Raw genomic sequence first — 24,777 nt, 5'->3', positions numbered from 1 at the left:
GGTGACTGCCTGGTATTCGTCAGCAGGCAGCACGTGAAGCAGGCGATGAGCCGAAGGTGGCTCTGTTGCATCGCTGCTCAAAGTCCCAACACGTGCCATCCGCTAGCGGACAGCCACCTCACGAGTCCTGTGTGAATACAACTTAGGACCACCTCCTCTCTCGTGTACTGCCACGCTAACCGCGAACCTCTCGGTACGGCAACATCATTTGCGCGGCGGTCCGTCGGCCGGGACGGGGCCGGGCTGGCAGCGCGGGCAGCACCAGGTCGGGCGCTGGTACTGTCCGTCGCCCTGCTGGCGCACCAGCAGCGGGCCGCCGCAGCGGAAACAGCCTTGGCGGGTGCGTTCGTAGACCCAGGTGCGGCGGCCGCGGCGGAGGTCGCCGGTGGTGACCTGCTCGTGCCGCCACGCGTTGGCGACCAGCAGTTTCCGGGCGAGCGTCACCGCTCGCGCGGGGTCCACTTCGGACACTGGGGTCCACGGGGAAACCCCCAGCAGGAAAGAGATCTCGCATTTGTACAGGTTGCCGACGCCGGCCATGATCCGTTGGTCCAGGAGGGCGTCGCCGAGTTCCCGGTCTGGCTGCGCGGCCAGGTTGGCGGCGGCCAGTGCGGCGTGCTCGTCTGTCCATTGTGGATCCAAGAGATCCGGTCCGAGGTGTGCGACGAGGTCGTGCTCCTCGGCGGTGGGCACCAGTTTCAGGTCGTGCAAGCGGAAACCGATCGCCTGGACGTCCTCGGTCATCAGCACGACGCGTGCGTGATGGGCTGGCATCGGCCACTTCGCGCCCGCGGGCTGGATCTTCCAGGAGCCGTCCATCCGCAGATGGCTGTGCAGCGTCAGGTCGCCGGAGAAGCGCGTGAAGAGGTGCTTGCCGACGGTGCCGACGCCGTGCACCTCACGGCCGGCGAGGTCCACTGTGGCCAGTTCGGGATGCCGGAACTGCCCGCGCACCAACGTTTTCCCGGCGAGCGCGCGGTCGAGCAGCTTTCCGGCCAGGAATACGGCGTCGCCCTCGGGCACGGTTCAGCCCGCGGTTTCCGACACTTCCGCCTGCGCGGCTTCTTCCTCGGCGCGCACGCGGTGCCGTCCGGCGCGATTGGAGCGCAGGATCTTGGCGAGGACCATGTTGAAGGTCAGCGCGATCTCCTGCGCGCCAGGGGAATGCCATTCGTGGATCGGGCTGCACGCGCCCTGTGCCTGCTGCACCGCGAGCCGGTCCGGAATCGCGGTCGGCATCACCAGGGAGCCGAAGTTCTCGCGCAGCTCCGCGACCCGGAACTGGTGCTCGTACGACCGCACGCGCAGCTTGTTCACCAGGACGCCGATCGGCCGCAGCGCCGGATTGCTGTCCTCGCGGATCCGTTCGATCGCTTCGAGCGCGCGCTGGGCGCCCGCCACCGCGTACATTGTGGGCTCAGTCACAATGAGCGCGCTGTCGGCTGCCACGAGCGCCGATTTCGTGAGCCGGCCGAGCGACGGCGGGCAGTCGATGATCGCCAGCTCGTACGGGTCCTCGCGCAACGGGTGCTGATGCAGCTCGTCGAGCGCGCGGGAAAGGTTTTCCAGGCGGCGGCCGTCGGAGTCGGGTTCGTTGAGCGACTCCAGTTCCTCGGCGCCGACCAGCACGTCGATCTCCTCGCTCCACACGCTCGGCGCGATCGCGCGTTCGATGACGGCCCGCGCGGGCGTCTCGAGCACGTCGGCGAGCGTCGCGTCGGTGAACGGCGGGTCGAGCGAGGTGGTGGCGTTGCCCTGCGGGTCGAGGTCGGCTACGAGCGTGCGGGTTCCCCTACGCAGCGCGGCCGACGCGATACCGAGCGCGACCGTCGTTTTGCCGACACCACCCTTGAGGCTGAGAACGGCGACCGTGTGCACTCGACACAGCCTACGGCCCGCCAGCCGGGGCGGTAGTGCGGAAGGTGGCGAACGCCGCTGCGGCGCCCACGCGGGTCACGGCAAGTGACCGGCGGCCATTACCCTGTCGGCCATGAAGACCGACACCGTGGCAGCCCGGGGTTCGGGCGCCGTTCGCCGGGCGCTCGAGGCCGAACTGCGGGCCGCCCGCGCCCGCGGCGTGGAGCAGCCGGTCGTCGTCGACGTCGGCGGCGGGAGCGGCGGCTGGGCGGTGCCGTTCGCCTCGGCCGGATGCCTGGTCACCGTGGTCGAACCGAACCCGAACGCGCTCGCGACGCTGCGCCGGCGCGCCGAGGAGGAGGGCGTCTCCGGGCGGATCACGGTGATCGCCGACGACTCCGACGCGCTGGGCGCGCACGTCCCGGCCGGGTCGGCGGACCTGGTGCTGGCGCACGGCCTGCTGGAGGTCGTCGACGACCCGCGCGCGGTGCTCGACGCACTCGCCGCGGCCGTCGCGCCGGGCGGTGCCGTGTCGGTGCTGGTGGCCAACCGCACCGCGGCCGTGCTGCATCGCGCGCTGGCCGGCCGGATCTCCGAGGCGCAGCGGCTGCTGGAAGGTTCTGACGGGGTTGTCGCGGGGGACACCGTACTGCGCAGGTACGACAGTTCCGGGCTGACCGAGTCCCTCGTGGCCGCCGGCCTGGAGGTCACGCTGCTGCAGGGCGACCGGGTGATCTCGGACGTCGTGCCCGGCGGGGTCCGCGAGGACGAACTGGCCGAGTTCGAGCTGAGCGCTTCGGCGGTGCCCGCGCTGCGCGATGTCGCGGGCCGGTTGCACGCGATCGCCCGGCGGGGCTGAGAAGCTCAGTTCCCAGCCGCGTCGCGGTGCGGGAATCGTCCTGGCGGTATCGCGGACCACCCGTAAGCGTGGTCGCCGCGGCTCGAGCGCCGGGAATTGTCGGTGGCGGCGGGTAGCGTCCGGAGGCGTGGGGAGAAACGCCGAACTGCCGAGCGGGATGGGCCGCTATCGCGTCACCACGGGCGCGACCGAGCTGCCGGACGACACCGGATGCTCGATTCTGCACGTGGACATGGACGCCTTCTTCGTGTCGTGCGAACTGCGCACGCGGCCGGAGCTGGCGGGCCAGCCGGTCGTCGTGTCCGGCGGCGGCCCGCGCTCGGTCGTCGCCGCGGCGAGCTATCCGGCGCGGCGCTTCGGAGTGCGCTCGGCGATGCCGTTCTCCACGGCCAAACGGCTCTGCCCGCAGCTGGTGTGCATCCAGCCGACGCCCGGGCTGTACGGCGAGGTGTCGCGCGGCGTCATGGGGATTTTCCGGCAGCTGACGCCGCTCGTCGAGCCGCTGAGCCTGGACGAGGCGTTCCTGGACGTAGGAGGCGCGCTGCGGCGGCTGGGGGCTACTCCGGGCGTGCTGGGTGCGCGGATTCGGGAGCGAGTGCAGGCGGAACACGGGATCGCGTGTTCGGTGGGCGTCGCGAAGGTGAAATTCGTGGCGAAACTGGCCTCGGGGATGGCGAAACCGGACGGGATGGTGATCGTCCCCGCCGCCGAGACGTTGGAGTTCCTGCACCCGCTGCCGGTGTCGGCGCTGTGGGGGGTGGGGAAGCGGACCGAGGAACAGCTGCGGCAACACGGCTGGCACACGATCGCGGACATCGCCGCCACCCCGCCCGCCCGGCTGCGGCGCGCGGTGGGCCGGGCCGTCGGGGATCACCTGTGGGCGCTGGCGAACGGCCATGACGACCGGGCCGTGGAGCCGGAGTCGGAGGAGAAGTCGATCGGAGCCGAGCACACCTTCGACGTCGACGTCCTGGACCGCGACGAGCTGAGCCTGGAGCTGCTGCGCCTGTCCGAACGGGTCGGGGCGACGCTCCGGTCGCGCGGGCTGCGCGGGAGGACGGTGTCGATCAAGGTGCGGTTCGCCGATTTCCGCACGATCACCCGGGCGCGCACCGTGCTCTCGGCGACGGACGTGGCCCGGGACATCCACCGCACGGCCGTTGAGCTGCTGACGGAGCACGCGCCGACTGGAGCGGTCCGGCTGATCGGAGTGCGAGTGGAGGGCCTGGACACCGGGGACGAGGGGGAGCAGCTGTCGTTCGCGAACGATGAGCCGCGCTGGCGGGACGCCGAGGTGGCGGCGGACGTGGCACGGCTGAAGTTCGGGTCGGCGGCGATTCGGCCTGCTTCGCTGCTTTCTCCTCGGGAGGAGTGAGGGCTGGAGGGGTCTCGTGGGAGGGGGCGTTTGCGAGGCCGGTGTTTTCTGTGCCGGGTCCCGTGGCGGGTCGAAGGCCGAGTTTCCGTCCGGAGGCACGGGGATTTCGTCGCGGGGGTGAGCTGAGCGGCTGCGGTTCGGGCTCACCACGTTGCCGCGTGTGCCCGGATCGCGTGCGTCGTCTTAAACCACGCGGTCGAGCTGCGTGGCTTCGGTCGGTGGCGCGGAGCGGTCGAGCCGCGTGGCTTTAGTCGGTGGTGCAGAGGGGTCGGGCTGTGAGGCTTCGGTCGGCGGCGCAGAGCGGTTAGGCCGCGTGGCTTTGGTCGGCGGCGCAGAGCGGTTAGGCCGCGTGGCTTTGGTCGGCGGCGCAGCGCGGTCGAGCCGCGAGGCTTTGGTTGGCGGTGCAGAGGGGGCAAGCTACGCGGCCTCGGTCGGCGGTGCAGAGCCGTGAAGCGCACGAGATGCAGAGCGGCGAAGCGCGCGAAATTCGCAGTGCCTGCTCGGCGTCCCGCGGGCGCTGGTTTCGCACCGCAGGGCGCTCAGGCTGGCGGCGGCGCGAAACCCTGTCCTGAACGCAGCCGGACCTTCGCTGCGGTCCCCACGCGGCTGAGCCCACCGAGGGTGCCGGACTCGTCCCCCTCGGCGGGTTCGTGGGCGATTCGCCGAAATGGGTGCTTGGTCGGCGATAAGCGTCCGGTGCGGGCTCGGCCTCCGGGGTCCGAAACAGGGGTTCGGCGGTCGCTCTGAGTCAGCGGAATCCGGGTTGTTCGCGTGGTGGGGGATTGCCGATCTTGGCTCCGTGCGAGTGAAAAAATATCGGAGGGTATCGATCGGCGGAAGATCGCGTCGGCGAGGGCGTCGGCGGGCCGGGTGGTCGGCGCGAGGACAGTTTCTCTCCGTGACGAGGGACCCCGCGCGGGGGAGGCCGACGGGGCTGCGGAGGGCCCTGGACTGCGCCGAAAGGGGTGACTTCTGTCGCGGTGACGCACTGTCAACCCGCGTTGTGCGGGATTTCCCCCGATTCGATCATTTCCGGATCGGGGATCGGGTAGTCGGACGCGCGCGGGGCTCGTATCCTGGACAGTGCCACCCCGCCTGGGGTTGGCTGTTGGGTCCAGGACGTTGCGCGGCCCGGCGCCCGCGACAGCTGTGCCGGAGGAGGAAAGATGCCACTCTCCGAGCATGAGCAGCGGCTGCTCGACCAGATCGAGCGCGAGCTCTATGCCGAGGACCCCAAGTTCGCATCCACGGTGCGAGGCACCCGGTTGCGCCGACCCGCGCGCCGTCGGCGCATCCAGGGGATCGCCCTGTTCGTGGTGGGCGTTGCGCTGCTGGTGCTCGGCGTGGTGATCCCGGTGTTGCGGGTCGCCGACGTGCCGGTGGTCAGCGTGCTCGGGTTCCTCGTGATGTTCTTCGGGGTCATGATGGCCGTGACGTCGCTGCGCCACAGCGACAGCGGCGGCAAGGACAGCCATGACGACGGAGGCGGCGGGGGGAAGCCGTCCGGCCGCAAGAGCTCCTTCACCCAGCGCATGGAGGAACGTTTCCGCCAGCGCTTCGAAGGCCAATAGCACGACGGCGAATCCGCGCTTCTCCCCTCGGGGCGGAGCGCGGATTCTCGTGCGCGGGCACGGACTGCACCGGCTAGCGGGACACGGGGTTCCCGAACGCGCGGGCGGTGCGTGCTCGGTTTGCGTCAGCTCCGGGAACGCGCGGTGTGCGGCGTCGACGGGTGATTCCCGACGACGCTCAGCGCGGTGCTGGATCCGGCCTGCCGTGGGAACGGTTCTGCGGGACTGCCGCGGTCGTGGCGACAACCCGGGCTGAGGCAGGTCTGCGGCGATCTCGACATGTGCGCTGCCGGTTCGAGTTCGAGGACGCCGGGGTCGCGCAGACCGGAGCGGCCGGGAGGTCGCAGTGGATTGCCGAGTCTGACGTGCCGGTCGGGTTTGAGGCACCGGTTCAAGCAGGCTGGTGCTGAGCTGGGTGCCTCCTGAAACGGCGGACTGCTCGCGGTGTCCGGTGCAGCCGACGGGCAGGATCGGTCCGAGCAATCGCTCGGCTGCTCCGGCACCGCACTCGCGGCGTGTCGCGCCGATGATCCGGCGTATCAGGGGATCTCGGCCTCGATCTGAGCGAGGTGCCCGGCAAGGATCTCCTCGAACGCGGCCCGGCGGTCTGCCCCGAGGGGACGGACGTCGCGGGCGAAAAAGGCCAGGGCGGGGAACCGTTCGGGATCGGCGCCGAGCACGGCGACGCGGAACTGCTCCAGTCCTTGTTCGTACTCCTCGGCGGTGATGGTGCTGATGCCTGCCTCGGACGCGATCAGCGCGGCGAGGAGGAGCACGACGCGGTGGTAGCGCACCGGGACCTGCTCGTCGGGCAGGCCGGACGCGCGCAGGGCCTGCAGCAGTTCCTCCATGACCAACCGGGATCCCGTGCCGCCGGATGCGTAGCGTCCCCACACCGTCGCGAGCTGAGGCTGCTCGCCGAAGGCCTCGTGCAGGCGCAGGCCCAGCGCGGTGATGCGCTGCTTCCAATCGCCTTCGGGGCGGTAGCCGTCCATGGCGGCCAAGAGGATCCGGTCGGCGACGGCGCGCAGCAGTTCGGTCTTGTTGCGGAAGTGCCGGTAGAGGCTCGAGGGATCGGTCCCGAGCGCCGCGGCGAGTTTGCGCACGCTGAACGAGTCGGCGTCGCTCGTGCGCAGCAGGTCCTCCGCCGTGTCCAGGATTTCGTCGGTCGTCCATCGCCTGCGGCCCGTCATCTCGCCCCTTTCGCCCCGCCCAGCATAACCTGTGCACTTGTCGTTGCACACACCGTGTGCATAATGAGGACAAGGCGCTGGGCGAGCACTCGGCGCATCGACTGGGGAAAGAAGGAAACATGACCGAACTCGCGACCCGCCCGCCGGAGCCGGACTTCGCGGCGATCACGACCGAGGAACTGCTCGTCTATCGCGAGGCGGAGAACCGTTTCCGGGCCTCCGGCGCGGCGCGGGCAATCCTCGGCGAGCCGGACCCGGGCGCCGCGATCGAGTGGCGGAAGATCGCGCTGCCCGGCCGCGACCTGCCAGTCCGGGTCTACTGGCCGAAGTCGGCTGAAGCCGGAGCCGGCCTGCCGCTGGTGGTCCACGTCCACGGCGGCGGCTTCGTCGGCACAGCCGCGCAATGCGACTGGACCAACAGCCACGTCGCCGCGCGACTGCCCGCCGTCGTCGTCTCGGTCGAGCACCGCCTCCTCGCCCCGGCCAGTCCGCTCGCGGACGCCGCTGACGACGGCTGGGACGTGCTCCGGCACGTGCTGCGGCAGGCTGCGGAGTGGGGCGTCGACCCGGCGCGCGTGGCTGTGTTCGGCGAGAGCTGCGGAGCGCTGATCAGCGCTCTGACGGCTGTCCGCGCCAGGGACGCGGGTCTGGAGCTCAAGGCGCAGGTGCTGGTCAACCCGGTCGCCGACGTGACTGAGACGATGTTCGACCACCCCTCCATGACCGAATACGCCTACAGCCCGTCCCGGGCCCTGCCGTTGCTGCAACTCTTCCAGCGGCTCGCCGTCCCGCCGGGAGCTGACGCCAGCGCGGTTTCCCCGCTGTCCACAAAGGACCTGAGCGGGCTCGCTCCGGCGCTCGTGGTGGTGCCGACCCAAGACGCGGTCGCCGACCACGGGCGCCGCTACGCCGAGCGGCTCCGCGAGGCGGGAACCTCGGTGCGGCTCACCGAGTACCCGGGCGCGAAGCACGCATTTCTGACCCTGCCGGGTGTGGAACCACAGGCCGAGGCTGCGCAGGCGGAGATCCTCGCGTTCCTCGGCGCGGCCCTGGCGAAGTGAGGGAGGAGCGCGTCCTCGGCCGTCCTCGCGACAATCGCCCAGGCGAGGCGGCCGTCTCGCCAATTCAATCCAACCTGAAGCTCACCGCCGCCGGCGAAGCACCGACCTCGGGAACAAGCGCCCCCGCATCGACAACGGCGCGGTCCGGCGCAGGCTGTCCCGCAGCTGTCCGAATGCAGGCTCCAAGGTCGCGTCCGGAGCGGCCTCGTCGCTGTACCAGCTGCGTTCCACCGCGCCCAGCACCGTCCGCAGGGCCTCCCGGCCGGGCTCGTCCAGGCGGTGGCGTTCGGCGATCTTCCCGCCGGCCACGCGGACCGTGTCGCTGTCGGAGATCGGCAGGTCCCGGTCCGCGCACTCGGCCTTCAGCTCGCGCCACGCCGCGTCGGCCGCGCCGGGGGAGTGCGTCGCGATCGTCTGGAGGTGGCGGCGGCGCACCAGGTCCCGGATCGCGGCGGGGCCGCCGGTCGCCGCGAGGACCAGCACGACCGCCAAGGCGAACCACCACGACACCGTTCCGGCCAGCAGGCCGACCGCGGCGACCAGCAGGACGGCTCCGGTCAGCGGCAGCCACAACGCGGCCAGGTGCAGCGGAGTCGGGGCGGTGACGGGGTTTCTGACCAGCACGTCGCCCTCGGGCGCGGCACCCGGCGGGACACCGGAGGGGGTCAGGCCGGGACGAGGGCGGCGGCGCAGGAAATAGGACGCGGCAACGGCGGCGGCGCCCAGGACGGCCAGGGCCAACGCGAGCCAGGTCAGCCAGCTGTCGTCCGGGGCGGTGTCGGCGGGAGCCGCGGGGGCGGCCTGGTCGTGGGTCTTGTCGGCCGACGCGCCGGTCGACGGGGACGCCGAGCGCGGGGCCGTCGGGAGGTTGTCGGTCGCGTTGGGCTGTTGCGGGTTCTGGGTGTTCTGCTCCAGGTACGGCGGGACGATGCCGCGGCCGTCGGCCAGCGGGGTCGGGTCGAAGCTGACCCAGCCCTTGTCCCCGAAGTACGCCTCGACCCACGCGTGCGCGTCCTGCGAGCTGATCGACTGGTAGTCGCCCTTGGAAACGCCGGGAGTAAAGCCGATCGCGACGCGCGCGGGGATGTGCGCGACCCGCAGCATCACGGCCATCGCCGACGCGTATTGCTCGCAGTAGCCCCGTTTTCCCTTGAGGATGAAGTCGGCGAGAGCGTCCGCGTCGGTGGCGTCGGCGGTCTTCGTGTCGTACACGAAACCGTTCTGCGCGCTGAAGTACTGCCACAGCGCGGTGGCCCGGTCGAAGTTGTTCGTCTTCCCCGCGGTGAGCTGATCGGTCAGCGCCGAGACCCGCCGGTCGACCTGGCCGATCCGCGTGTACAGCGCGGGGACCTCGTCGGATTTCGGTGCGGCGTCGCGCAATTCCGCGGCGGTCGGCTCCTTCAGCGACGCGGTTTCCACGTACGCCGGCGCGGGTTCGCTCGCCGTGGTGAACACCGAGCCGCTGACCCGGTCGTACAGCCACTGCGGCGGCACGCCCCGGAGCGCGCGCGGGGCTCCGTAGACCGGCAGCCAGTTGTCGACCCAGCGCGTCGGCTGGATCTGGATCTGCCGCGACACCCCGGTGCCGTCGTCGCCGGGCGCGGCGGGCAGCGTGCTGTTCGCGAGGACGCCGCTCTGCGCCTGGCCGCCCGCGCGCAGGCCCCAACCCTTGTTCGGGGTGTAGGTGTCCAAGGTGAACGCGCGCATCAGCCGCCGGTCCGGGCCGAGGCCGCGGACCTGGAACAGTTCGGTGTTCTGGCCCTGGTCGAGCAGTCCGCGCAACTGCGTGAACGGCGCGATGCCGAACCCGCCGGTCCCGTCGCCGTCGCCGCCCGGGCCGGAGCCGAACGGGATCTTGCCGACGGTCCCGACCACGGTGATCCCGCCGCCCAGCAGGCCGAGCACGATCGCCGAGCTGACCACGGCCACCGGGGCTTGCGCGAGCCGCAGCATGCTGCCGGAGCCGGGCGCGTCGCGGTTGCGCCAGCGACGGTGCCGGTGGTTGCCGTCAAGCGCGAGCAGGCACGCGAAGGCTCCCGCGCCGAGCACGAACGTCCACCACGGCATCAGTTCGTCCGACAACGCCGCGGGCACCGCGTACACGCAGAGCAGCACGAGCCCGGTCGCCGCGGGAGCTGCGGCGGCGACGGCGAGCGTGTCGACCAGCACCGCGACCAGACCGACCGCGATCGTGACCAAGCACAGGATCGGCTGCGTGCTGTCGACCGGCGGGAGGCCGATCCGGATCTGGTCGGCCGCCGCGGCGAGCGTGGCCTGCAGTTCGCCGAAGGCGGTGGGGCCGGGGAAAATCGTGAGGACGCCTTGCGTCGTGAACGCCCCGGTGATGAGGAAGAGCAGCACGAGCAGCTGCCCGAACCCGGCGACGACCGTCGGCGCGCGCAGCGACCGCAGCGCCAGGCCGGTGCCCGCGACGAGCACGACGGCCACGAAGAGGTACCCGAACCAGGCCCATCCGGAGACGACGCTGGTCAGCGACGTGGCCGCGCACAGCGTCGCGAGCCCGGCGGCGATCGGCGGCAGCACGCTGCTCCGCCACGCCGGCGGAGGATCGGTCGGCTGCGGGGTGGGGGTGTGCGGGATCGGCGGCGCGCCGGACGGGCGGGGAGCGGTGGTGGTCATCGGGTCCCCTCGCGTGCTTGGCCGTTTCGAGGGGAACAGGCGCGCACGGCAGTCGTCATCAGGTTCATCGCGTTCCGCCGATCACTGTCGACCGGTGGGTGCCCGCGCGGCACAGCAGCCCCCACACCTCGGGCATCGGCGTCTTCGGACCGGCCACCACGACGCCCCAGCCGGCCCCGCGCAGCAGCTCCGCCGATTCCTTCGTCGCCGCGGCGAGGTGGTCCGGCGAGGCCGAACCCGCCCAGGTCGGCGTGTCCAGGAGAACGGCGAGGCTGCGGACTCCGCGCGCCCGGTACCGCGTCAGCTCGTGCACCGATTCCGCGCTCACTGTGCCCAGGATCGCGATCAGTTCCTGTCCCTCGGCCGGATCGTGGCCGAGCGTCACGTCTCGTTGGTGCGCCGGCTGAAGCGCGGCCAGCGCGTCGAGCACCAGGTTGTCGTAGCCTTCGCCGCCGTCGCCGGGAGAATCGGCGAGGGAGACGCCGTGTTCGGTGACCAGCCGGACCCGGTGGCCGGTCCGTCGCAGATGCAGCGACACCGAAGCGGCGAACGACACCGCCCACTCCAGGCTGGCCGTCGGGCCGCTGCCGTGGTGCGCCGCCGCGCGGTGGTCCAGCAACACTGTCGTGCCGCCGCGCCACGGCCGTTCTTCGATACGGACCATGATCTCGTCACGGCGCGCCGTCGAACGCCAGTGGACCTTCCGCATGTCGTCGCCGGTGCGGTAGTGCCGGACGATCACGTCCGGCTCGCCCTGCCCGGAATGCAGCCGGACGCTTCCGTCGTCGCCCGCTCCTGCTCCGGCGCCGCCGGGCAGACCCCACAACGGCACCACGCGCGGCACGACGACCAGCCGCGAATGGCCGATCAGCTCCCGCTCGAATTCGCACAGCCCGAACGGGTCGGTGATCGTCGCGCGCAGCGGGCCGACCTGCTGGATCCCGCGCATGGCCGGCCGCAGCGGATACCGCAGCAGCACGCGCCGGTCGTGCGGCAGCCGTTCGACCACGAACCGCGGCCGGGAGCCCAGCGCGTACGGCACGCCGTCCTCCAGCAGCACCTCGCCGCCGGGCAGCCGTCCGCTGCGCCACAGCTCCAGGTCGACCTCGCCGGTCGAGCCCGCCGCGACCCGGTCCGGGCGCAGGGCGCGCGCGGCGCCGAGGCGCAGCCGGGTGGCCGAGATGTAGGCGGCGACCAGCAGCGGAAGGGCGACCACGAACACCGCGACCCGCAGCAGGTCGCGTTCGTTGAGCACCAGCGAGCACACCGCGGCCGCGATCCCGGCGGCGAGGAGGCAACGGCCTCGGGTGGTGAGGCCGGACAGCGCGCGCAGCATGCGGATTCCCTATTCGGGTAGCGGGACGCGCCTCAGCGGGCCGAGCCCTGGGGGACGGGAACGCGGTGCAGCACCGCGCGGACGACGTCGGTCGCCGAACGGCGGGCGGCGTGCGCCTCGGTGGTGAGCACCAGCCGGTGCGCCAGCACGGGCACGGCGACCGTGTGCAGGTCGTCGGGCACCACGTAGTCGCGCCCGGACAGCGCGGCCTGCGCCCGCGCGGCCCGGACCAGGTGCAGCGTCGCGCGCGGCGACGCGCCGAGCCGGATCTCCGGCACCTGCCGGGTCGCCGACACGACGTCCACGGCGTACCGCCGGACCTCCGGCGCGATGTGCACGTCGCGGACCGTCTGGATCAGCCGCAGCATCGTCTCGCCGTCGGACACCGGGGTCAGTTCCGCGAGCGGATTGTGCCCGGAATGCTCGTCGACCATGGCCAGTTCGGCCTGCTGGTCGGGGTAGCCGATGGACACCCGCGCGGTGAACCGGTCGCGCTGGGCCTCGGGCAGCGCGTAGGTGCCCTCCATCTCGATCGGGTTCTGCGTCGCGATCACCATGAACGGCTCGCCGAGCGTGTACGTGCTCGTGTCGACCGTGACCTGGTGCTCCTCCATGCACTCCAGCAGCGCGGACTGCGTTTTCGGCGAGGCCCGGTTGATCTCGTCGCCGACCACGATGTTCGCGAACACCGGGCCGGGACGGAACTCGAACTCGCCGGTCTGCCGGTTGTAGATGGAGACGCCGGTGACGTCGCTGGGCAGCAGGTCGGGCGTGAACTGCACGCGGCTGACGGTGCAGTCGATCGAGCGCGCGAGCGCCTTCGCGAGCGAGGTCTTGCCGACGCCCGGCACGTCCTCGACGAGCAGGTGGCCCTCGGCCAGGAGGGTCACCAGCGCGATCCGGATGACGTCCGGCTTGCCGACGAGGACGCGCTCCACGTTCGCGGCGATCCGGCGGGCGGTGTCGTGCAGTTCGCCGAGCCCGGCCGCCGGGACCTGCGCCAGCCCGTCCGCGGACTCGACCGCCGGGTACGGCGGCTGCCCGGACCCGTTGCCGTGACCTCCGGCGGGGGAAGCGGACTGGATTCTCGACGTCACTCGACCTCCTGGTGGCGCAATAGCTGGACGCGAACCGGCGGGGATGCGCGCCTTGTCCAGCGTTCTCCCCAGTGTGTCAAACCCGGGAGAACTGGGCGGCGGAACCCCGAGATCGTTTCATGGTGACGCCCAGCCACCCCGGCACTCCTTCTTACGGGTGATTATGAGGCATTTTCAGGTGATCCCGCTGACCGTATGCACTGTCGTATGCTCCGAAACGAAGTCGCCCGACCACGGTTCGACGTCGGAAGAGGTGCATCCGCGCATGAGCGAGGCCGAGGCGGAACGGAAAGCCGGGCTCCCGGGACTGTCCGGCGGCCGGTTCGCGGTCACGCCCGAGCTGGCGTCCGCGACCTATTCGAAGCTGGGCGAGCTGCAGGACGTCGTCGGCGAGATGGTCCGCGAGGCCGCCGTGCTCGGCCGGTCGGTGCCGCTCGGCGGCGGGTACGCCGGCGAGGTCGGCGCGTTCATGGCGAAGTACGGCCTCGGCCGCGACGGGTCGGCGGTCGACCAGCTCACCGCTTTCGGGAAAGAGATCGCCGGGCTGAAGAAACGCATCGGCGGCGCGCTGGAGAAATACCGCGACCAGGACGGCGAGGCCGCCGAGGGCGTGGACTGCACCGGTGGCTGACCGTTTCGCGGCGCGCGCCGCGCTCCTTCTTCTCCCGCTGGCCGGGCTCAGCGTGCTGGTTTCGTGCGGCCGGATGCCCGGCATTTCGCACGCCGCGCCCGCGGACGGAGGCCCTCCCGCTCCCGCGCCGTCGTCTTCCTCCTCCGCGTCGCTCGCCAAGCTCGACCCGTGCACGCTCCTTTCGCCGCAGGACCGGTCGTCGGCCGGGCTCACCGGGCAGGGCAAGCCGAAGACGATCGGCGAGGCGCGCGCCTGCGACTGGACGGTGCCCTCGACGTTCGGCCTCACCGTCACCCTCGACGAAACCAACGGCCTGGCGAACCTCGGCCTCTCCGATGGCAAGCGCACCAAGAAAGACGTCGGCTCGCACCAGGCGGTGCAGGTGTCCGGCCGCCGCGGCACCTGCGCGGTGCTGCTCGACGTCGGCGGCGCGCAGAGCGTCCAGGTCGACGTGAACAACGCGAACTTCTCCGACTCCGAACTCGCCTGCTCGCGGGCGAGCGACGTGGCCGGACTGCTCGAGCCGAAGCTGCCGTGAACCCCGTGCGAGGAGGAAAGTCGTGACCGACACCCCGGCCGTGCCCGCCGAGTCCCCGGCCGCTCCTGAGCCGACCGCCCGGTACGAAGCGTTCAGCCACGCGGCGCTGGCCGCGCAGGCGGTCGACGGCAACGACCCGGCCGCGGCCGGCGAATCGGGCGCGCGGTGGGCCGGGCTGTCGCAACGGCTCGAGGATTCGATCGGCGGCCTGGTCGCGCTGTCGGCCGGCAGCGAGGAGACCTGGCAGGGCAACGCCGGCGACGCGATGCGGGCAGTGCTCGGCAAAGCGTCCGGCTGGCTGGCCGAGACCTCCGTGGTGTCGGCGAAGGTCGGGGAAGCCGTGCACGGGCAGGCCGAGGTCGCCGCGCGAGCGCGCGCGGACATGCCCGCGCCGGTGGACTTCGACCCGGCGGCGATGATCCGTTCCGCCGCCGCGAGCGGGAGCATGGTGCGGCTGGCCGGGCTGTCGTCCGCGATGGACGAGCGGCGCGCCGAAGCCGAGGCCGCCCGGCAGAAGGCGATCGACGTCCTGCGCACCCGGGACACGGCGTTGCGCGGGCTCGTGCCCGAAGGCGGTTTCCCGGCGGTCCCGCCGCTCGGCGCGGGGCCGGCTTGATCAGCCTGTCGGCGTCCGCGTTCGACATCGTCTGGGCCGACCTCGGCCTCGACGCCCCGCCCGCGCCGCTGGCGGTGCGCAGCGTGGGGGAGACCGACGCCGACCGGTCGGCGATCCGCGCGGAGGTCTACCGGAACCTCGGCGAACGCGGCCTCTTCGACGGCCGGCTCGACGCCTCCCTGGAGAACAGCCTGCGGCTGCTGGCGTCCGCGGAGCGGTATGTGGAGTGCGAGGCGCTCGCGGACATGACCTCCGACGAACCGTTCCGCGCAGTCGCCGCGATTCGGGGACGGAACGCGGTGCTGGCTGTGCAGCCCGCGCGGACGATCGGCGTGCGCGGCATCGGGGAAAGCGAACTGGCGTCGGCGATCGTCGACGTGCTGCCGGAGCTTTCGGCCGGTCCCGGCTACGGCGTCCGGCTGCCCGCGGCGGGGGAGCCGCCCGGCGGCGCGCAGGGGGAGGAGCTGCGGGCGATCCAGTCCCGGCCGGTGTACGCGGCGGGGCAGTTCACCGTCCACGTGCGCGACCGGGCGGGGAAACTGTCCCGGACCGGCGGGCTGACGTGGTTCGACACGGACGCCGGGGCGTATTCGGCGGTGACCTCGCCGGGCCGCGGCGGGCAGGAGTGGGTGACGGTGTCCCCGGTGGACAGCCCCCGGCTCGCCGAGCGGGTGATGGAGCTGCTGCCTGGTTGATCCGGCTGATCCGGCTGACCCGGTGGGTCTGAAGTGGACGGTCGTGGTCGGCTGCCGGAGCCGCATGCGGACGGTTCCCCGCTCGGTTCCATCCGGGCTCTCCACCGAGCCCCACCCGGCCAGTGCCCACGTCTCCCCGCCGGGCTCGACGCACCGCTCCCCACCCACCCCCACTGTGGCTCCGGTCGAACCGCGCCGGGTTCTCGCTGGCCTCCGCCACCTGACCCAACCGGGCCGGACAACGCCCCACTCGCCCCCACCACGTCATCGGCCGAACCGCGCCGGGCTCCCCACAACGCCCCCCACGTGCGTCCCAGCCCGTCGACCCGGGTTCCCCACCGCGCCCCCCACCAAGCCCCACCGGGGCTCCCCACCCCGCTCCACCCGCCTCCCCACCAGCCCCCACCCGTTCCCCCACCAACCCCCACCGGCGGTCCCCACGCTGCCGAAACTCGGACGTTTCACGCCTCCCGAGGTTGCGGAAGACCCCGGTGCGGGGGATCTTCGCCACGGTCCCCCCACCCGGCCCCCACCTGGACCCACCTCCGTGACCTGCGCAAACGCGCCACTCGACGGAGTGGCACGCGCGCAAGACTCGTTGACTGTGGTGAAAAGTGGGGTACGGTGGTGGCCAGTGGGGCGGAAGGGAGCCCCCGAGCCGGAACCGGGCGGGGAGCCAACCGGATTCGGTAGGGAGGTGGAGGCCGGTGTTCCTCGGCACCCACACCCCGAAGCTGGACGACAAAGGGCGGCTCACGCTGCCCGCGAAGTTCCGCGAAGCCTTGGCAGGCGGGCTGATGGTCACCAAGGGGCAGGACCACTGCCTCTTCGTCTTCCCCCGTGCCGAGTTCGAGCAGATGGCCAGGAAGGTCGCCGAAGCCCCGTTCACGAACGAGGCGGTGCGGGCCTACCAGCGCTACCTGTTCGCCGGGACGGACGAGCAACGTCCGGACGGGCAAGGGCGCGTCGCCATCGCGCCGGAGCTTCGCCGGTACGCGGGGCTGAACAAGGAGTGCGTGGTGATCGGTGCGATCACCCGGCTCGAAATCTGGGACGCCCAGGCGTGGCAGGGCTACCTGGACGAACACGAAGACAGCTACGCACAGGCTCGGGAGGAAGTTCTGCCGGGCGTCTTCTAGGAGACGTTCCGGGCGAACCTGCGTCGTCGGGGGACGCGGGTACGCCGTTCGACGCGGATGCCGTGAGGCCTCTGTCCGCTCTTTGACCCTGGCGCACCTTCCCCGGTGCCAGGTCAGCAAGCGGGCGGGCAGGGACCTGACGGCATCCGCCGCATCTTCCCCGGAAAACACGCGGCAGAAAGGGGGAAGACATGACGGACGCAGCCGAGCACGTTCCGGTGCTGCTGGACCGCATCGTCGAGCTGTTCGCCCCCGCGCTGGCCGGCCGCGACGCCGTCCTGGTCGACGCGACCGTGGGCCTCGGCGGCCACTCCGACGCGCTGCTCGCCGCGTTTCCCCGGCTCCGGCTGATCGGGCTGGACCGCGATCCCGCCGCGCTCGAGCGCTCCGCGGAGCGGCTCGCGCGGCACGGCGACCGCGTCGACCTCGTGCACACCGTCTACGACGGACTTCCCGAAGCGGTGGCCGGACTGGGACTGTCCCAAGTGGACGGAATCCTGTTCGACCTCGGCGTCTCCTCGATGCAGCTCGACCGCACCGAACGCGGTTTCGCCTATTCGCAGGACGCGCCGCTGGACATGCGGATGGACCCGACCACCGGATTCACCGCCGCCGACGTGCTCAACACCTACGCGCCCGGCGAGCTGATCCGGATCCTTCGCGACTACGGCGAGGAACGCTTCGCGCAGCGGATCGTCCGCGCCGTGGTGGCGGAACGGGAGAAGGAACCGTTCACCCGCAGCGGAAGGCTGGTCGAACTGCTCTACTCCGCGGTGCCCGCGGCGAGCAGGCGCACCGGCGGGCATCCGGCGAAGCGCACCTTCCAGGCGCTGCGGATCGAGGTCAACGGCGAGCTGGAAGTGCTGCGCCGGGCGATGCCCGCGGCATTGGGCGCGCTGGCGATGGACGGCCGGATCGTCGTCGAGTCCTATCAGTCCCTTGAGGACCGGCTGGTGAAGCAGGCCCTGACGGAACTGGCGAAATCCCGGACGCCGGAAGGGCTTCCGGTCGAACTGCCCGGGCACGGGCCGGAATTGAAGCTCCTCACCCGGGGAGCGGAGAAGGCCGGCGAGAGCGAGATCGAGCACAACCCGCGGGCCGCCTCGGTGCGGCTGCGCGCAGCACAACGGATCGGAGAGCCGCGATGACCGCACCTACGAAGTCCCGCCGCTCGTCGTCGACCGCTGCGGAGCGGGCACCGCGGAACACCGTCACCGAGACGGAAGCCCCGGGTCGGCGGCGCACGACAGCTGCCGAGCGCGCGTACGCCCGGCGGGCGCAGCGGGCCGACCTGTTGCGCCAGCGCGCGCCGAAAAAGCCCGCTGCCGAACCGGAAACCGTCGTAGCGAAGACGGCGGGAACGCGGCTCAAGCTGCGCTGGCCGCGGTCGCGCGCGTCGTTCGTGCTCGTGATGATGGGGCTGCTGGCGGTCGGGGTCGCCGCGACGCTGTGGTTCACCACGCAGGCGATCGCCGATTCCTACCGGCTCGAAAAACTGCGCACGGACAGCGCTTCTCTCATGGAGACCAAGGACCGGCTGGAGCGCGAAGTCGCGAAGGCCCAGTCCCCGGCGTCTCTCGCGCCCGCGGCCAAGCAGCTGGGCATGGTGCCCGGCGGCGACCCGGCGCGCATCGTCGTGGGCAAGGACGGCAAGACGACCGTCGTCGGCGAACCGAAGAAGGCCCAGCCGGAAGAGCAGGACTCGGCCGCGCCCCCGGCGCAGCCCGCCGCTCCTCCGGAGGGCGGCATCGAAGGCGACCTGTCGGGCACGCCCGCGGGGACCGCGGGAGGGCAGTGATGGCGGCAGGCGGCAACAGCCGTTCCCGGGCGGCGGGCAGCGCGCGGCGGACTTACGCCGCGGGCACCCGCCGCGCGGTCGCGAAACGGGGCAACGGCGGACAGCGCAGCCGGTTTTCCGCGGTGCGCATCATGCTTGTCGTCCTGATGGTCGTGGCGGGCGCGAAACTGGTCCAGGTGCAGTGGTTCGAGGCGCCCACGCTGTCCGCGGCGGCCGAACGGCAGCGCACCCTCACCATCGACATCCCGGCGCAGCGCGGGTCCATTGTGGACCGCAATGGGGCGAAGCTGGCGTTCAGCGTGGAAACCCGCACTCTGTCGGTGAACCTGCGGGCGCTGCACAAGTCGATGGACGAGTACGCGAAGAAGTACCCGGACAAGGGGCGCAACTTCGAAACCGAAGTCGCCGGTGCGGCGAAGCTGATCGCGCAGAAGCTTCCGCATCTCACCACCGAGGCCGAACAGCTGGCGCTGCTGCACAAACAGCAGTCCTTCACCTACCTCGTCGACAACGTCGAGCCGTCGGTGGCCGACCAGATCGTCAAGAAGTACGCGTGGATCAGCGTGGAAAAACGCGCCAAGCGCGAGTACCCGGGCGACACGCTCGCGTCGAACATCGTCGGCTTGTCGAACTGGCGGATGGACGACCCCGATGTGTCCAAACACAACTTGCACGGCGTGATCGGGCTGGAGAAATCGCGCGACGCCGATCTGGCGGGCACGCCCGGCCGAGAGATCGTGAACACCCAGAACGGCAACGACAATCTGTACCTGCCGGGCACCGAACACGTGCTCAACGCCGCCGTCCCGGGTTCTGATCTCGAGCTGACCATAGATTCCGACCTGCAGTTCGAGCTGCAGCGCCAGCTGGCCGACTACGTCTCGAAGTCGAACGCCAAGGGCGGCCAGGCGGTCATCATGGACGCGAAGACGTCCGAGGTGTACGCGCTGGCCGACGCCAGCACGTTCAACCCGAACGACCCCTCCACGATCAAGGACGACCTGCTCAACAACCGGCCGGTCACCACACCGTACGAACCCGGTTCGGTGAACAAGGTGATCACCGCGACCGCGGCGATCGACGACAAGATCGCCACCCCCACCTCGACGCTGGAGGTGCCGGGCTCGATCAAGATCGCCGACCGGACGGTGCACGACGCCTGGCCGCACGGCACGCAGACGTTCACCACCACCGGCGTGTTCGCGAAATCCTCCAACGTCGGCACGCTGGAACTGGCCCAGCAGGTCGGCCCGGACCGGTATCTCGCGCTGCTGAAGAAGTTCGGCATCGGGCAGAAGACCGGCATCGGCCTTCCCGGCGAAAGCTCCGGCTACGTGCCGCCGCGCAAGGACTGGTCGGCGTCCACGTTCGGCAACCTGCCGATCGGGCAGGGCCTTTCGATGACCGTGGTGCAGATGGCCGGGATGTACCAGGCGATCGCGAACGACGGCCTGCGCGTGGAACCGCGGATCGTGAAGGCGAAGAAGAACCCGGACGGCACCGTGACGCCGGAAGCGCCGCCGAAGACCGAGCGCGTGGTGAGCCCGGAAACCGCGAAAACGGTGCGGGACATGCTGCGTTCGGTAGTGCAGAACGCCAAGAGCCCGAACTCGGGCACCGCGCCCTCGGCCGGGCTGGAGGGCTACCAGGTCTCCGGCAAGACCGGCACCGGCCAGCAGATCGACCCGCGCACCAAGGCCTACAGCTCGAGCCTGGCGAACATCACTTTCGCCGGGATCCTGCCCGCCGACCACCCGCGGTTCGTCGTCGGCATCCGGCTGGACGCGCCCGACACCACGCTGCCCGCCGGGCATTCCGCGGGGCCGCTGTTCCACTCGATCGCGTCGTACCTGTCGCAGCGGTACCAGATTCCGCTGTCGGACGGGCCGTCGCCGGTGGTGCCGCTCGTCGTCGGCTGACCGGCGCGCCCGGTTTTCCCAGCAGCGATGGTCCGTGAGGGGAACCCTGGGGGAATCTGATTCCCCCAGGGTTCCCCTCACGGACTTCTGCGGCATGAGGGCGGAACGTGCGCCGATCGTCCACACGGGCCGGTGCGGAGCCGGGGAAAGGGTTGCGCCGCAACGATCTTGACCGCTCCGCTTAGCACACTCGCCGCGGGGACGCGCGTTCGCCGTACCGCGTTGGGTCACCCGGATCCGGCCTCGGTAACCTCTCCGGCGTGTCCGTGTCCTCGTCCCAGCCCCGAAGCGGGCCCGCTGCCGCCTCGCTGCCGGACAGCCCGGCCAAGGCAGCCGCCGCGCCGCCCCGGCCGGCCCGGATCGACCCGGTCCCGCTGGCCACTCTGCTCGCCCGTGCGGGAGCCCGGCTCATCGCCGACCGTCCCGAGGCCGCCGACCTCACCGTCACCGGCGCCACGCTGCGTGCGCAGCACGTGCTGCCCGGCGACCTGTTCGCCGGCCTTCCCGGAGCCCGCGCGCACGGAGCCGACTTCAGCGACCAGGCGCTCGCCGCCGGAGCCGCGGCCGTCCTGACCGACCCGAGCGGGGCCGACCGGCCCGCGCTGCGCGACGCGCCGGTGCCGGTCCTCGTGCACCCGGACCCGCGCGCCGCGCTCGGCGAGATCGCCGCGTGGATCTACGGCGAGCCGTCGCTGCACCTGTCCGTGCTGGGCGTCACCGGCACCTCCGGCAAGACCACCACCTCCTACCTGGTCGACGCGGGCCTGCAGGCCGCCGGGCGCACCACCGGCCTGATCGGCACGGTCGAGACCCGGATCGCGGGCGAGCGCCTGGCCAGCGGGTTCACCACGCCGGAGGCCCCGGACCTGCAGGCGCTGCTCGCGGTGATGCTGGAACGCGGCGTCACGCACGTGCCGATGGAGGTGTCCAGCCACGCGCTGGCGCTCGGCCGGGTCAACGGCACCCGGTTCGCGGTCGGCGCGTTCACCAACCTGTCGCAGGACCACCTCGACTTCCACAAGGACATGGAGGAGTACTTCGCCGCCAAGTCCCTGCTGTTCGACGGCCGGTCCACCACCGAGGTCGTCGTGGTCGACAGCGCGTGGGGGCAGGCGCTGCTCACGCCGCAGACGGTGACCGTGTCGATCGAAGCCGGAGCCGACGCGCTCTGGCGGGCCGCCGACATCGAAGCGACCCCGGCCGGGGAGCAGACCTTCACGCTGCTTGGGCCGGACGGGCTCAGCCTCGCCGCGAAGATCCCGCTGCCCGGCACGTTCAACGTCGCCAACGCGGTGCTCGCTGCGGCGATCCTGGACAGCGCGGGCATCGAAGCCGCGGACATCGTCGCCGGGCTCGCCGCGGTGGAGGTGCCCGGCCGGATGGAGCGGGTCTACCTCGGCCAGGAGTTCACCGCGGTGGTCGACTACGCGCACAAACCGGCCGCGGTGGCCCAGGGCCTCGACGCCCTGCGCGCCCGCACTGACGGCCGGATCATCACCGTGCTGGGCTGCGGCGGCGACCGCGACACCGCGAAGCGCCCGATGATGGGCGAGGCCGCGGTGCGCCGCAGCGACGTCCTGATCGTGACCGACGACAACCCGCGTTCGGAGGATCCGGCCGCGATCCGCGCCGCGATGCTGGCCGGGGCCCGCGCCGTCGGGCCCGCGGCGGGCGGCGAGGTGCTGGAGATCGGCGACCGGCGCGAGGCGATCGCGCACGCGGTGTCGCTCGCCGAGCCGGGCGACATCGTCCTGATCGCAGGCAAGGGCCATGAGACCGGCCAGGAGGCCCAGGGTGTGGTGCACCCGTTCTCCGACCGGGACGAGCTGGAGGCCGCCATCCGCAAGCGTCTCGAGGTGACCGCGTGATCGAGCTGAGCCTGGCCGAGATCGCCGACGTCGTCGGCGGCAGGCTGCACCGCACCGACGGATCCGCTGTCGTGACCGGCAGCGTCGAGTTCGACACCCGCGAACTCGGTCCGGGCGGGCTGTTCGTCGCCCTGCCCGGCGAACGCGTCGACGGGCACGATTTCGCCGCGAAGGCGGTCGAATCCGGCGCGGTCGGCGTGCTGGCCGCGCGGGAGGTCGACGCTCCGGCGATCGTCGTGCCGCCGCTGCCGGCGGGACAGGGCAACTCCGGGTCGGTCGCGCTGACCGGCGACAAGGACGGCTCCGGGGCGGCTGTGCTGGCCGCTCTGGCCAAGCTCGCCCGGCACGTCGTCGACCGGCTGGCGGCGGGCGGGCTGACCGTCATCGGCGTCACCGGCTCGTCCGGCAAGACCTCGACCAAGGACGTCATCGCGCAGCTGATCGAGCCGATGGGCCCGACGGTCGCGCCGCCCGGGTCGTTCAACAGCGAGCTGGGCCACCCGTGGACCGCGCTGCGCGCCGACGCGTCGACCAAGTTCCTCGTGCTGGAGATGTCCGCGCGCGGGGTCGGGCACATCGCCGAGGCAGCGGCGACCACGCCGCCGAGGATCGGCGCGGTGCTGAACGTCGGCAGCGCGCACGTCGGCGAGTTCGGCTCGCGCGAGGGGATCGCGAAGGCCAAGGGCGAGCTGGTCGAGGCGCTTCCGGAAGACGGTCTCGCGGTGCTGAACCTGGACGACCCGCTGGTCTCGGCCATGGCGAGCCGCACGAAGGCCCGCGTCGTGGGCGTGGGGGAGTCGGCAGGGGCGCAGGTCCGGGCCGCCGGCATCACCGTCGACGACGAGGCCCGCGCGTCTTTCCGGCTGATCACGCCCGAGGGCGAGGCCCCGGTGACGCTGCCGCTGCACGGCGAGCACCACGTCGGCAACGCGCTGTCGGCCGCCGCCATCGCGCGCGAGCTCGGCGCGACCACCGAGGAGATCGCACGGCGGCTCTCGTCGCTGCAGCGGCGCTCGGAGCGCCGGATGGACGTCACGACCCGTGCGGACGGCGTCACGATCCTCAACGACTCGTACAACGCCAACCCGGAATCGGTCCGGGCCGGGCTGAAGGCGCTGGCTTCGATGAGCCGCTCCGGCCGTCGCGCGTGGGCGGTGCTCGGCGTGATGGGCGAGCTGGGCGAGGACTCGGTGACCGCGCACGATGCGATCGGGCGGCTCGTGGTCCGGCTGAACATCGAGAAGCTCGTCGTGGTCGGCCAGGACGCTGCCGCCATGCACCAGGGCGCGTTCCAGGAGGGTTCCTGGGGCGAGGAGTCGGTGCTGGTACCCGATGTCGAGGCCGCCGTCGCCGTACTGCATGATCAGCTCCGTCCCGGGGACGTGGTGCTGGTCAAGGCGTCCAAGGCCGCCGGTCTCTGGCGGGTGGCCGAAGCGCTGCTGGCCGATCCCGGGAACTCCTCCTCCTCGTCTTCCGAACGCTCGAACGGTGGTCACGCGTGATCAACATCATGATCGCGGCCGCGGCGGGTCTGCTGGTCTCGATCCTGCTCACGCCCTACCTCATCCGGGTTTTCTCGCGGCAGGGCTTCGGCCAGGAGATCCGCGAGGAAGGCCCGCAGGGGCACAAGTCGAAGCGCGGCACGCCGACCATGGGCGGCGTCGCGATCATCATCGCGATGGTCGTCGGCTACTTCGTCGCGCACCTGATCACGTGGATCAGCAACTCGCGCTCGGCGGCCCCCTCGGCGTCGGGCCTGCTCGTGCTGATGCTCGCGGTCGGGCTCGGCGTGGTCGGCTTCCTCGACGACTTCATCAAGATCCGCAAACAGCGCAACCTCGGGCTGAACAAGACCGCGAAGCTGGTCGGCCAGCTCGTGGTGACCATCCTGTTCGCGGTGCTGTCGCTGCAGTTCAAGGACGCCCAGGGGCTCACCCCGGCGTCGCAGAGCCTGTCCTACGTCCGCGACCTGGCGCTCATCACGTTCCCGTCGGTCGTGTTCGTGATCTTCTGCTACATCGTCATCTCCGGCTGGTCGAACGCGGTGAACTTCACCGACGGCCTCGACGGCCTGGCCGGCGGCGCGGCGGCGATGGTGCTCGCGACCTACGTGGTCATCTCGTTCTGGCAGGCCCGGCTCTCGTGCTCGACCCAGCCGCTGCCCGCCTGCTACGACGTGCGCGACCCGCTCGACCTCGCGGTGGTCGCGGCGGCGGCCACCGGCGCCTGTATCGGGTTCCTGTGGTGGAACGCGGCTCCGGCGAAGATCTTCATGGGCGACACCGGGTCGCTCGCCCTCGGCGGCCTCGTCGCCGGGCTGTCCATGACCACCCGCACCGAACTGCTCGCCATCGTCATCGGCGGCCTCTTCATGGTCGAGATGATCTCGGTGGTCACGCAGATCGCGGTCTTCCGCACGACGCGGCGGCGGCTGTTCCGGATGGCGCCCTTCCACCACCACTTCGAACTGGCCGGGTGGGCCGAAACCACGGTGATCATCCGGTTCTGGCTGCTCTCGGCGATCTGCTGCATGTTCGGGCTCGGGCTGTTCTACAGCGAGCAGCTCAACTTCGGGAGCTGACCC

21 protein-coding genes are annotated in these 24,777 nt (G+C 71.5%); 15 read left to right on the top strand and 6 right to left on the bottom strand.

What is annotated here, in order from left to right:
- Positions 1-204: 204 nt before the first annotated feature.
- Together ACZ7OI_RS19165 and ACZ7OI_RS19160 are read right to left on the bottom strand one after the other, a co-directional pair.
- The gene (locus ACZ7OI_RS19165; protein WP_470265537.1) at positions 205-1,023 is read right to left on the bottom strand and encodes a DNA-formamidopyrimidine glycosylase family protein; all 819 of its coding nucleotides are present in this window, start codon (positions 1,021-1,023) and stop codon (positions 205-207) included.
- Positions 1,024-1,026: 3 nt separating this feature from the next.
- Positions 1,027-1,878: a ParA family protein gene (locus ACZ7OI_RS19160; protein ID WP_470265536.1), complete on the bottom strand. Its 852-nt coding sequence runs from the start codon at positions 1,876-1,878 to the stop codon at positions 1,027-1,029.
- Positions 1,879-1,990: 112 nt separating this feature from the next.
- On the opposite strand from ACZ7OI_RS19160, the gene ACZ7OI_RS19155 reads away from it, so the two are divergent.
- The 3 genes from ACZ7OI_RS19155 (at position 1,991) to ACZ7OI_RS19145 (ending at position 5,662) form a co-directional block, all read left to right on the top strand.
- Positions 1,991-2,716: a methyltransferase domain-containing protein gene (locus ACZ7OI_RS19155; RefSeq protein WP_470265535.1), complete on the top strand. Its 726-nt coding sequence runs from the start codon at positions 1,991-1,993 to the stop codon at positions 2,714-2,716.
- A 157-nt stretch (positions 2,717-2,873) separates the two neighbouring features.
- Positions 2,874-4,091 (top strand): DNA polymerase IV, encoded by a 1,218-nt coding sequence (locus tag ACZ7OI_RS19150; RefSeq protein ID WP_470265987.1) that lies wholly within the window; start codon positions 2,874-2,876, stop codon positions 4,089-4,091.
- A 1,166-nt stretch (positions 4,092-5,257) separates the two neighbouring features.
- Positions 5,258-5,662 carry a DUF3040 domain-containing protein gene (locus ACZ7OI_RS19145; protein WP_451998853.1) on the top strand — a complete coding sequence of 135 codons (405 nt, stop codon included), beginning with the start codon at positions 5,258-5,260 and terminating at the stop codon, positions 5,660-5,662.
- Between the two features lie 539 nt (positions 5,663-6,201).
- Here the strand turns inward: ACZ7OI_RS19145 and ACZ7OI_RS19140 are convergent.
- Entirely contained in the window at positions 6,202-6,855 is a 654-nt protein-coding gene (locus ACZ7OI_RS19140) for a TetR/AcrR family transcriptional regulator (RefSeq protein ID WP_470265534.1), read from the bottom strand.
- Between the two features lie 119 nt (positions 6,856-6,974).
- Here ACZ7OI_RS19140 and ACZ7OI_RS19135 point away from each other — a divergent pair, with 119 nt between their 5' ends.
- Positions 6,975-7,916, top strand: coding sequence for an alpha/beta hydrolase (locus tag ACZ7OI_RS19135; protein WP_470265533.1), 942 nt, complete (start codon positions 6,975-6,977; stop codon positions 7,914-7,916).
- A gap of 81 nt (positions 7,917-7,997) precedes the next feature.
- Here ACZ7OI_RS19135 and ACZ7OI_RS19130 read toward each other — a convergent pair whose 3' ends face one another.
- The 3 genes from ACZ7OI_RS19130 to ACZ7OI_RS19120 all read right to left on the bottom strand — a co-directional run bounded on the left by ACZ7OI_RS19130 (position 7,998) and on the right by ACZ7OI_RS19120 (position 12,989).
- The gene (locus ACZ7OI_RS19130) at positions 7,998-10,556 is read right to left on the bottom strand and encodes a transglutaminase TgpA family protein (protein WP_470265532.1); all 2,559 of its coding nucleotides are present in this window, start codon (positions 10,554-10,556) and stop codon (positions 7,998-8,000) included.
- A 64-nt stretch (positions 10,557-10,620) separates the two neighbouring features.
- Entirely contained in the window at positions 10,621-11,892 is a 1,272-nt protein-coding gene (locus ACZ7OI_RS19125; protein ID WP_344284803.1) for a DUF58 domain-containing protein, read from the bottom strand.
- 32 nt (positions 11,893-11,924) lie between these two features.
- Positions 11,925-12,989, bottom strand: coding sequence for an AAA family ATPase (locus tag ACZ7OI_RS19120; protein ID WP_470265531.1), 1,065 nt, complete (start codon positions 12,987-12,989; stop codon positions 11,925-11,927).
- Between the two features lie 265 nt (positions 12,990-13,254).
- Here ACZ7OI_RS19120 and ACZ7OI_RS19115 point away from each other — a divergent pair, with 265 nt between their 5' ends.
- From ACZ7OI_RS19115 to mraY, 11 genes are all read left to right on the top strand, one after another.
- The gene (locus ACZ7OI_RS19115; protein ID WP_116206842.1) at positions 13,255-13,620 is read left to right on the top strand and encodes a hypothetical protein; all 366 of its coding nucleotides are present in this window, start codon (positions 13,255-13,257) and stop codon (positions 13,618-13,620) included.
- A complete protein-coding gene (locus tag ACZ7OI_RS19110; RefSeq protein WP_470265530.1) occupies positions 13,613-14,158 on the top strand; it encodes a DUF3558 family protein in 546 nt (181 codons plus the stop codon). The genes ACZ7OI_RS19115 and ACZ7OI_RS19110 overlap by 8 nt, the downstream gene beginning before the upstream one ends.
- Positions 14,159-14,180: 22 nt before the next feature.
- Positions 14,181-14,774 carry a PE-PGRS family protein gene (locus ACZ7OI_RS19105; RefSeq protein WP_470265529.1) on the top strand — a complete coding sequence of 198 codons (594 nt, stop codon included), beginning with the start codon at positions 14,181-14,183 and terminating at the stop codon, positions 14,772-14,774.
- Positions 14,771-15,469, top strand: coding sequence for an ESX secretion-associated protein EspG (locus tag ACZ7OI_RS19100; RefSeq protein WP_470265528.1), 699 nt, complete (start codon positions 14,771-14,773; stop codon positions 15,467-15,469). Before ACZ7OI_RS19105 ends, ACZ7OI_RS19100 begins: the two co-directional genes overlap by 4 nt.
- Before the next feature lie 707 nt (positions 15,470-16,176).
- Complete coding sequence (gene mraZ / locus ACZ7OI_RS19095; protein WP_009080393.1) at positions 16,177-16,608, top strand: division/cell wall cluster transcriptional repressor MraZ; 432 nt, start codon at positions 16,177-16,179, stop codon at positions 16,606-16,608.
- 191 nt (positions 16,609-16,799) lie between these two features.
- Entirely contained in the window at positions 16,800-17,756 is a 957-nt protein-coding gene (rsmH, locus tag ACZ7OI_RS19090) for a 16S rRNA (cytosine(1402)-N(4))-methyltransferase RsmH (protein WP_470265527.1), read from the top strand.
- Positions 17,753-18,406 (top strand): cell division protein FtsL, encoded by a 654-nt coding sequence (gene ftsL / locus ACZ7OI_RS19085; protein ID WP_470265526.1) that lies wholly within the window; start codon positions 17,753-17,755, stop codon positions 18,404-18,406. Before rsmH ends, ftsL begins: the two co-directional genes overlap by 4 nt.
- Positions 18,406-20,325, top strand: a complete 1,920-nt coding sequence (locus tag ACZ7OI_RS19080) for a peptidoglycan D,D-transpeptidase FtsI family protein (RefSeq protein ID WP_470265525.1) — start codon at positions 18,406-18,408, stop codon at positions 20,323-20,325. Before ftsL ends, ACZ7OI_RS19080 begins: the two co-directional genes overlap by 1 nt.
- Positions 20,326-20,633: 308 nt before the next feature.
- Entirely contained in the window at positions 20,634-22,193 is a 1,560-nt protein-coding gene (locus ACZ7OI_RS19075) for a UDP-N-acetylmuramoyl-L-alanyl-D-glutamate--2,6-diaminopimelate ligase (protein ID WP_470265986.1), read from the top strand.
- Positions 22,190-23,695: a UDP-N-acetylmuramoyl-tripeptide--D-alanyl-D-alanine ligase gene (locus tag ACZ7OI_RS19070; protein WP_470265524.1), complete on the top strand. Its 1,506-nt coding sequence runs from the start codon at positions 22,190-22,192 to the stop codon at positions 23,693-23,695. Before ACZ7OI_RS19075 ends, ACZ7OI_RS19070 begins: the two co-directional genes overlap by 4 nt.
- Positions 23,692-24,774 carry a phospho-N-acetylmuramoyl-pentapeptide-transferase gene (gene mraY / locus ACZ7OI_RS19065; RefSeq protein ID WP_470265523.1) on the top strand — a complete coding sequence of 361 codons (1,083 nt, stop codon included), beginning with the start codon at positions 23,692-23,694 and terminating at the stop codon, positions 24,772-24,774. The genes ACZ7OI_RS19070 and mraY overlap by 4 nt, the downstream gene beginning before the upstream one ends.
- Positions 24,775-24,777: the final 3 nt, after the last annotated feature.

This window comes from Amycolatopsis sp. NPDC114503 (genome assembly GCF_055633655.1).
Note: the sequence above shows the minus strand (reverse complement) of the source record. Positions and strands in the feature narration are given on the sequence as shown.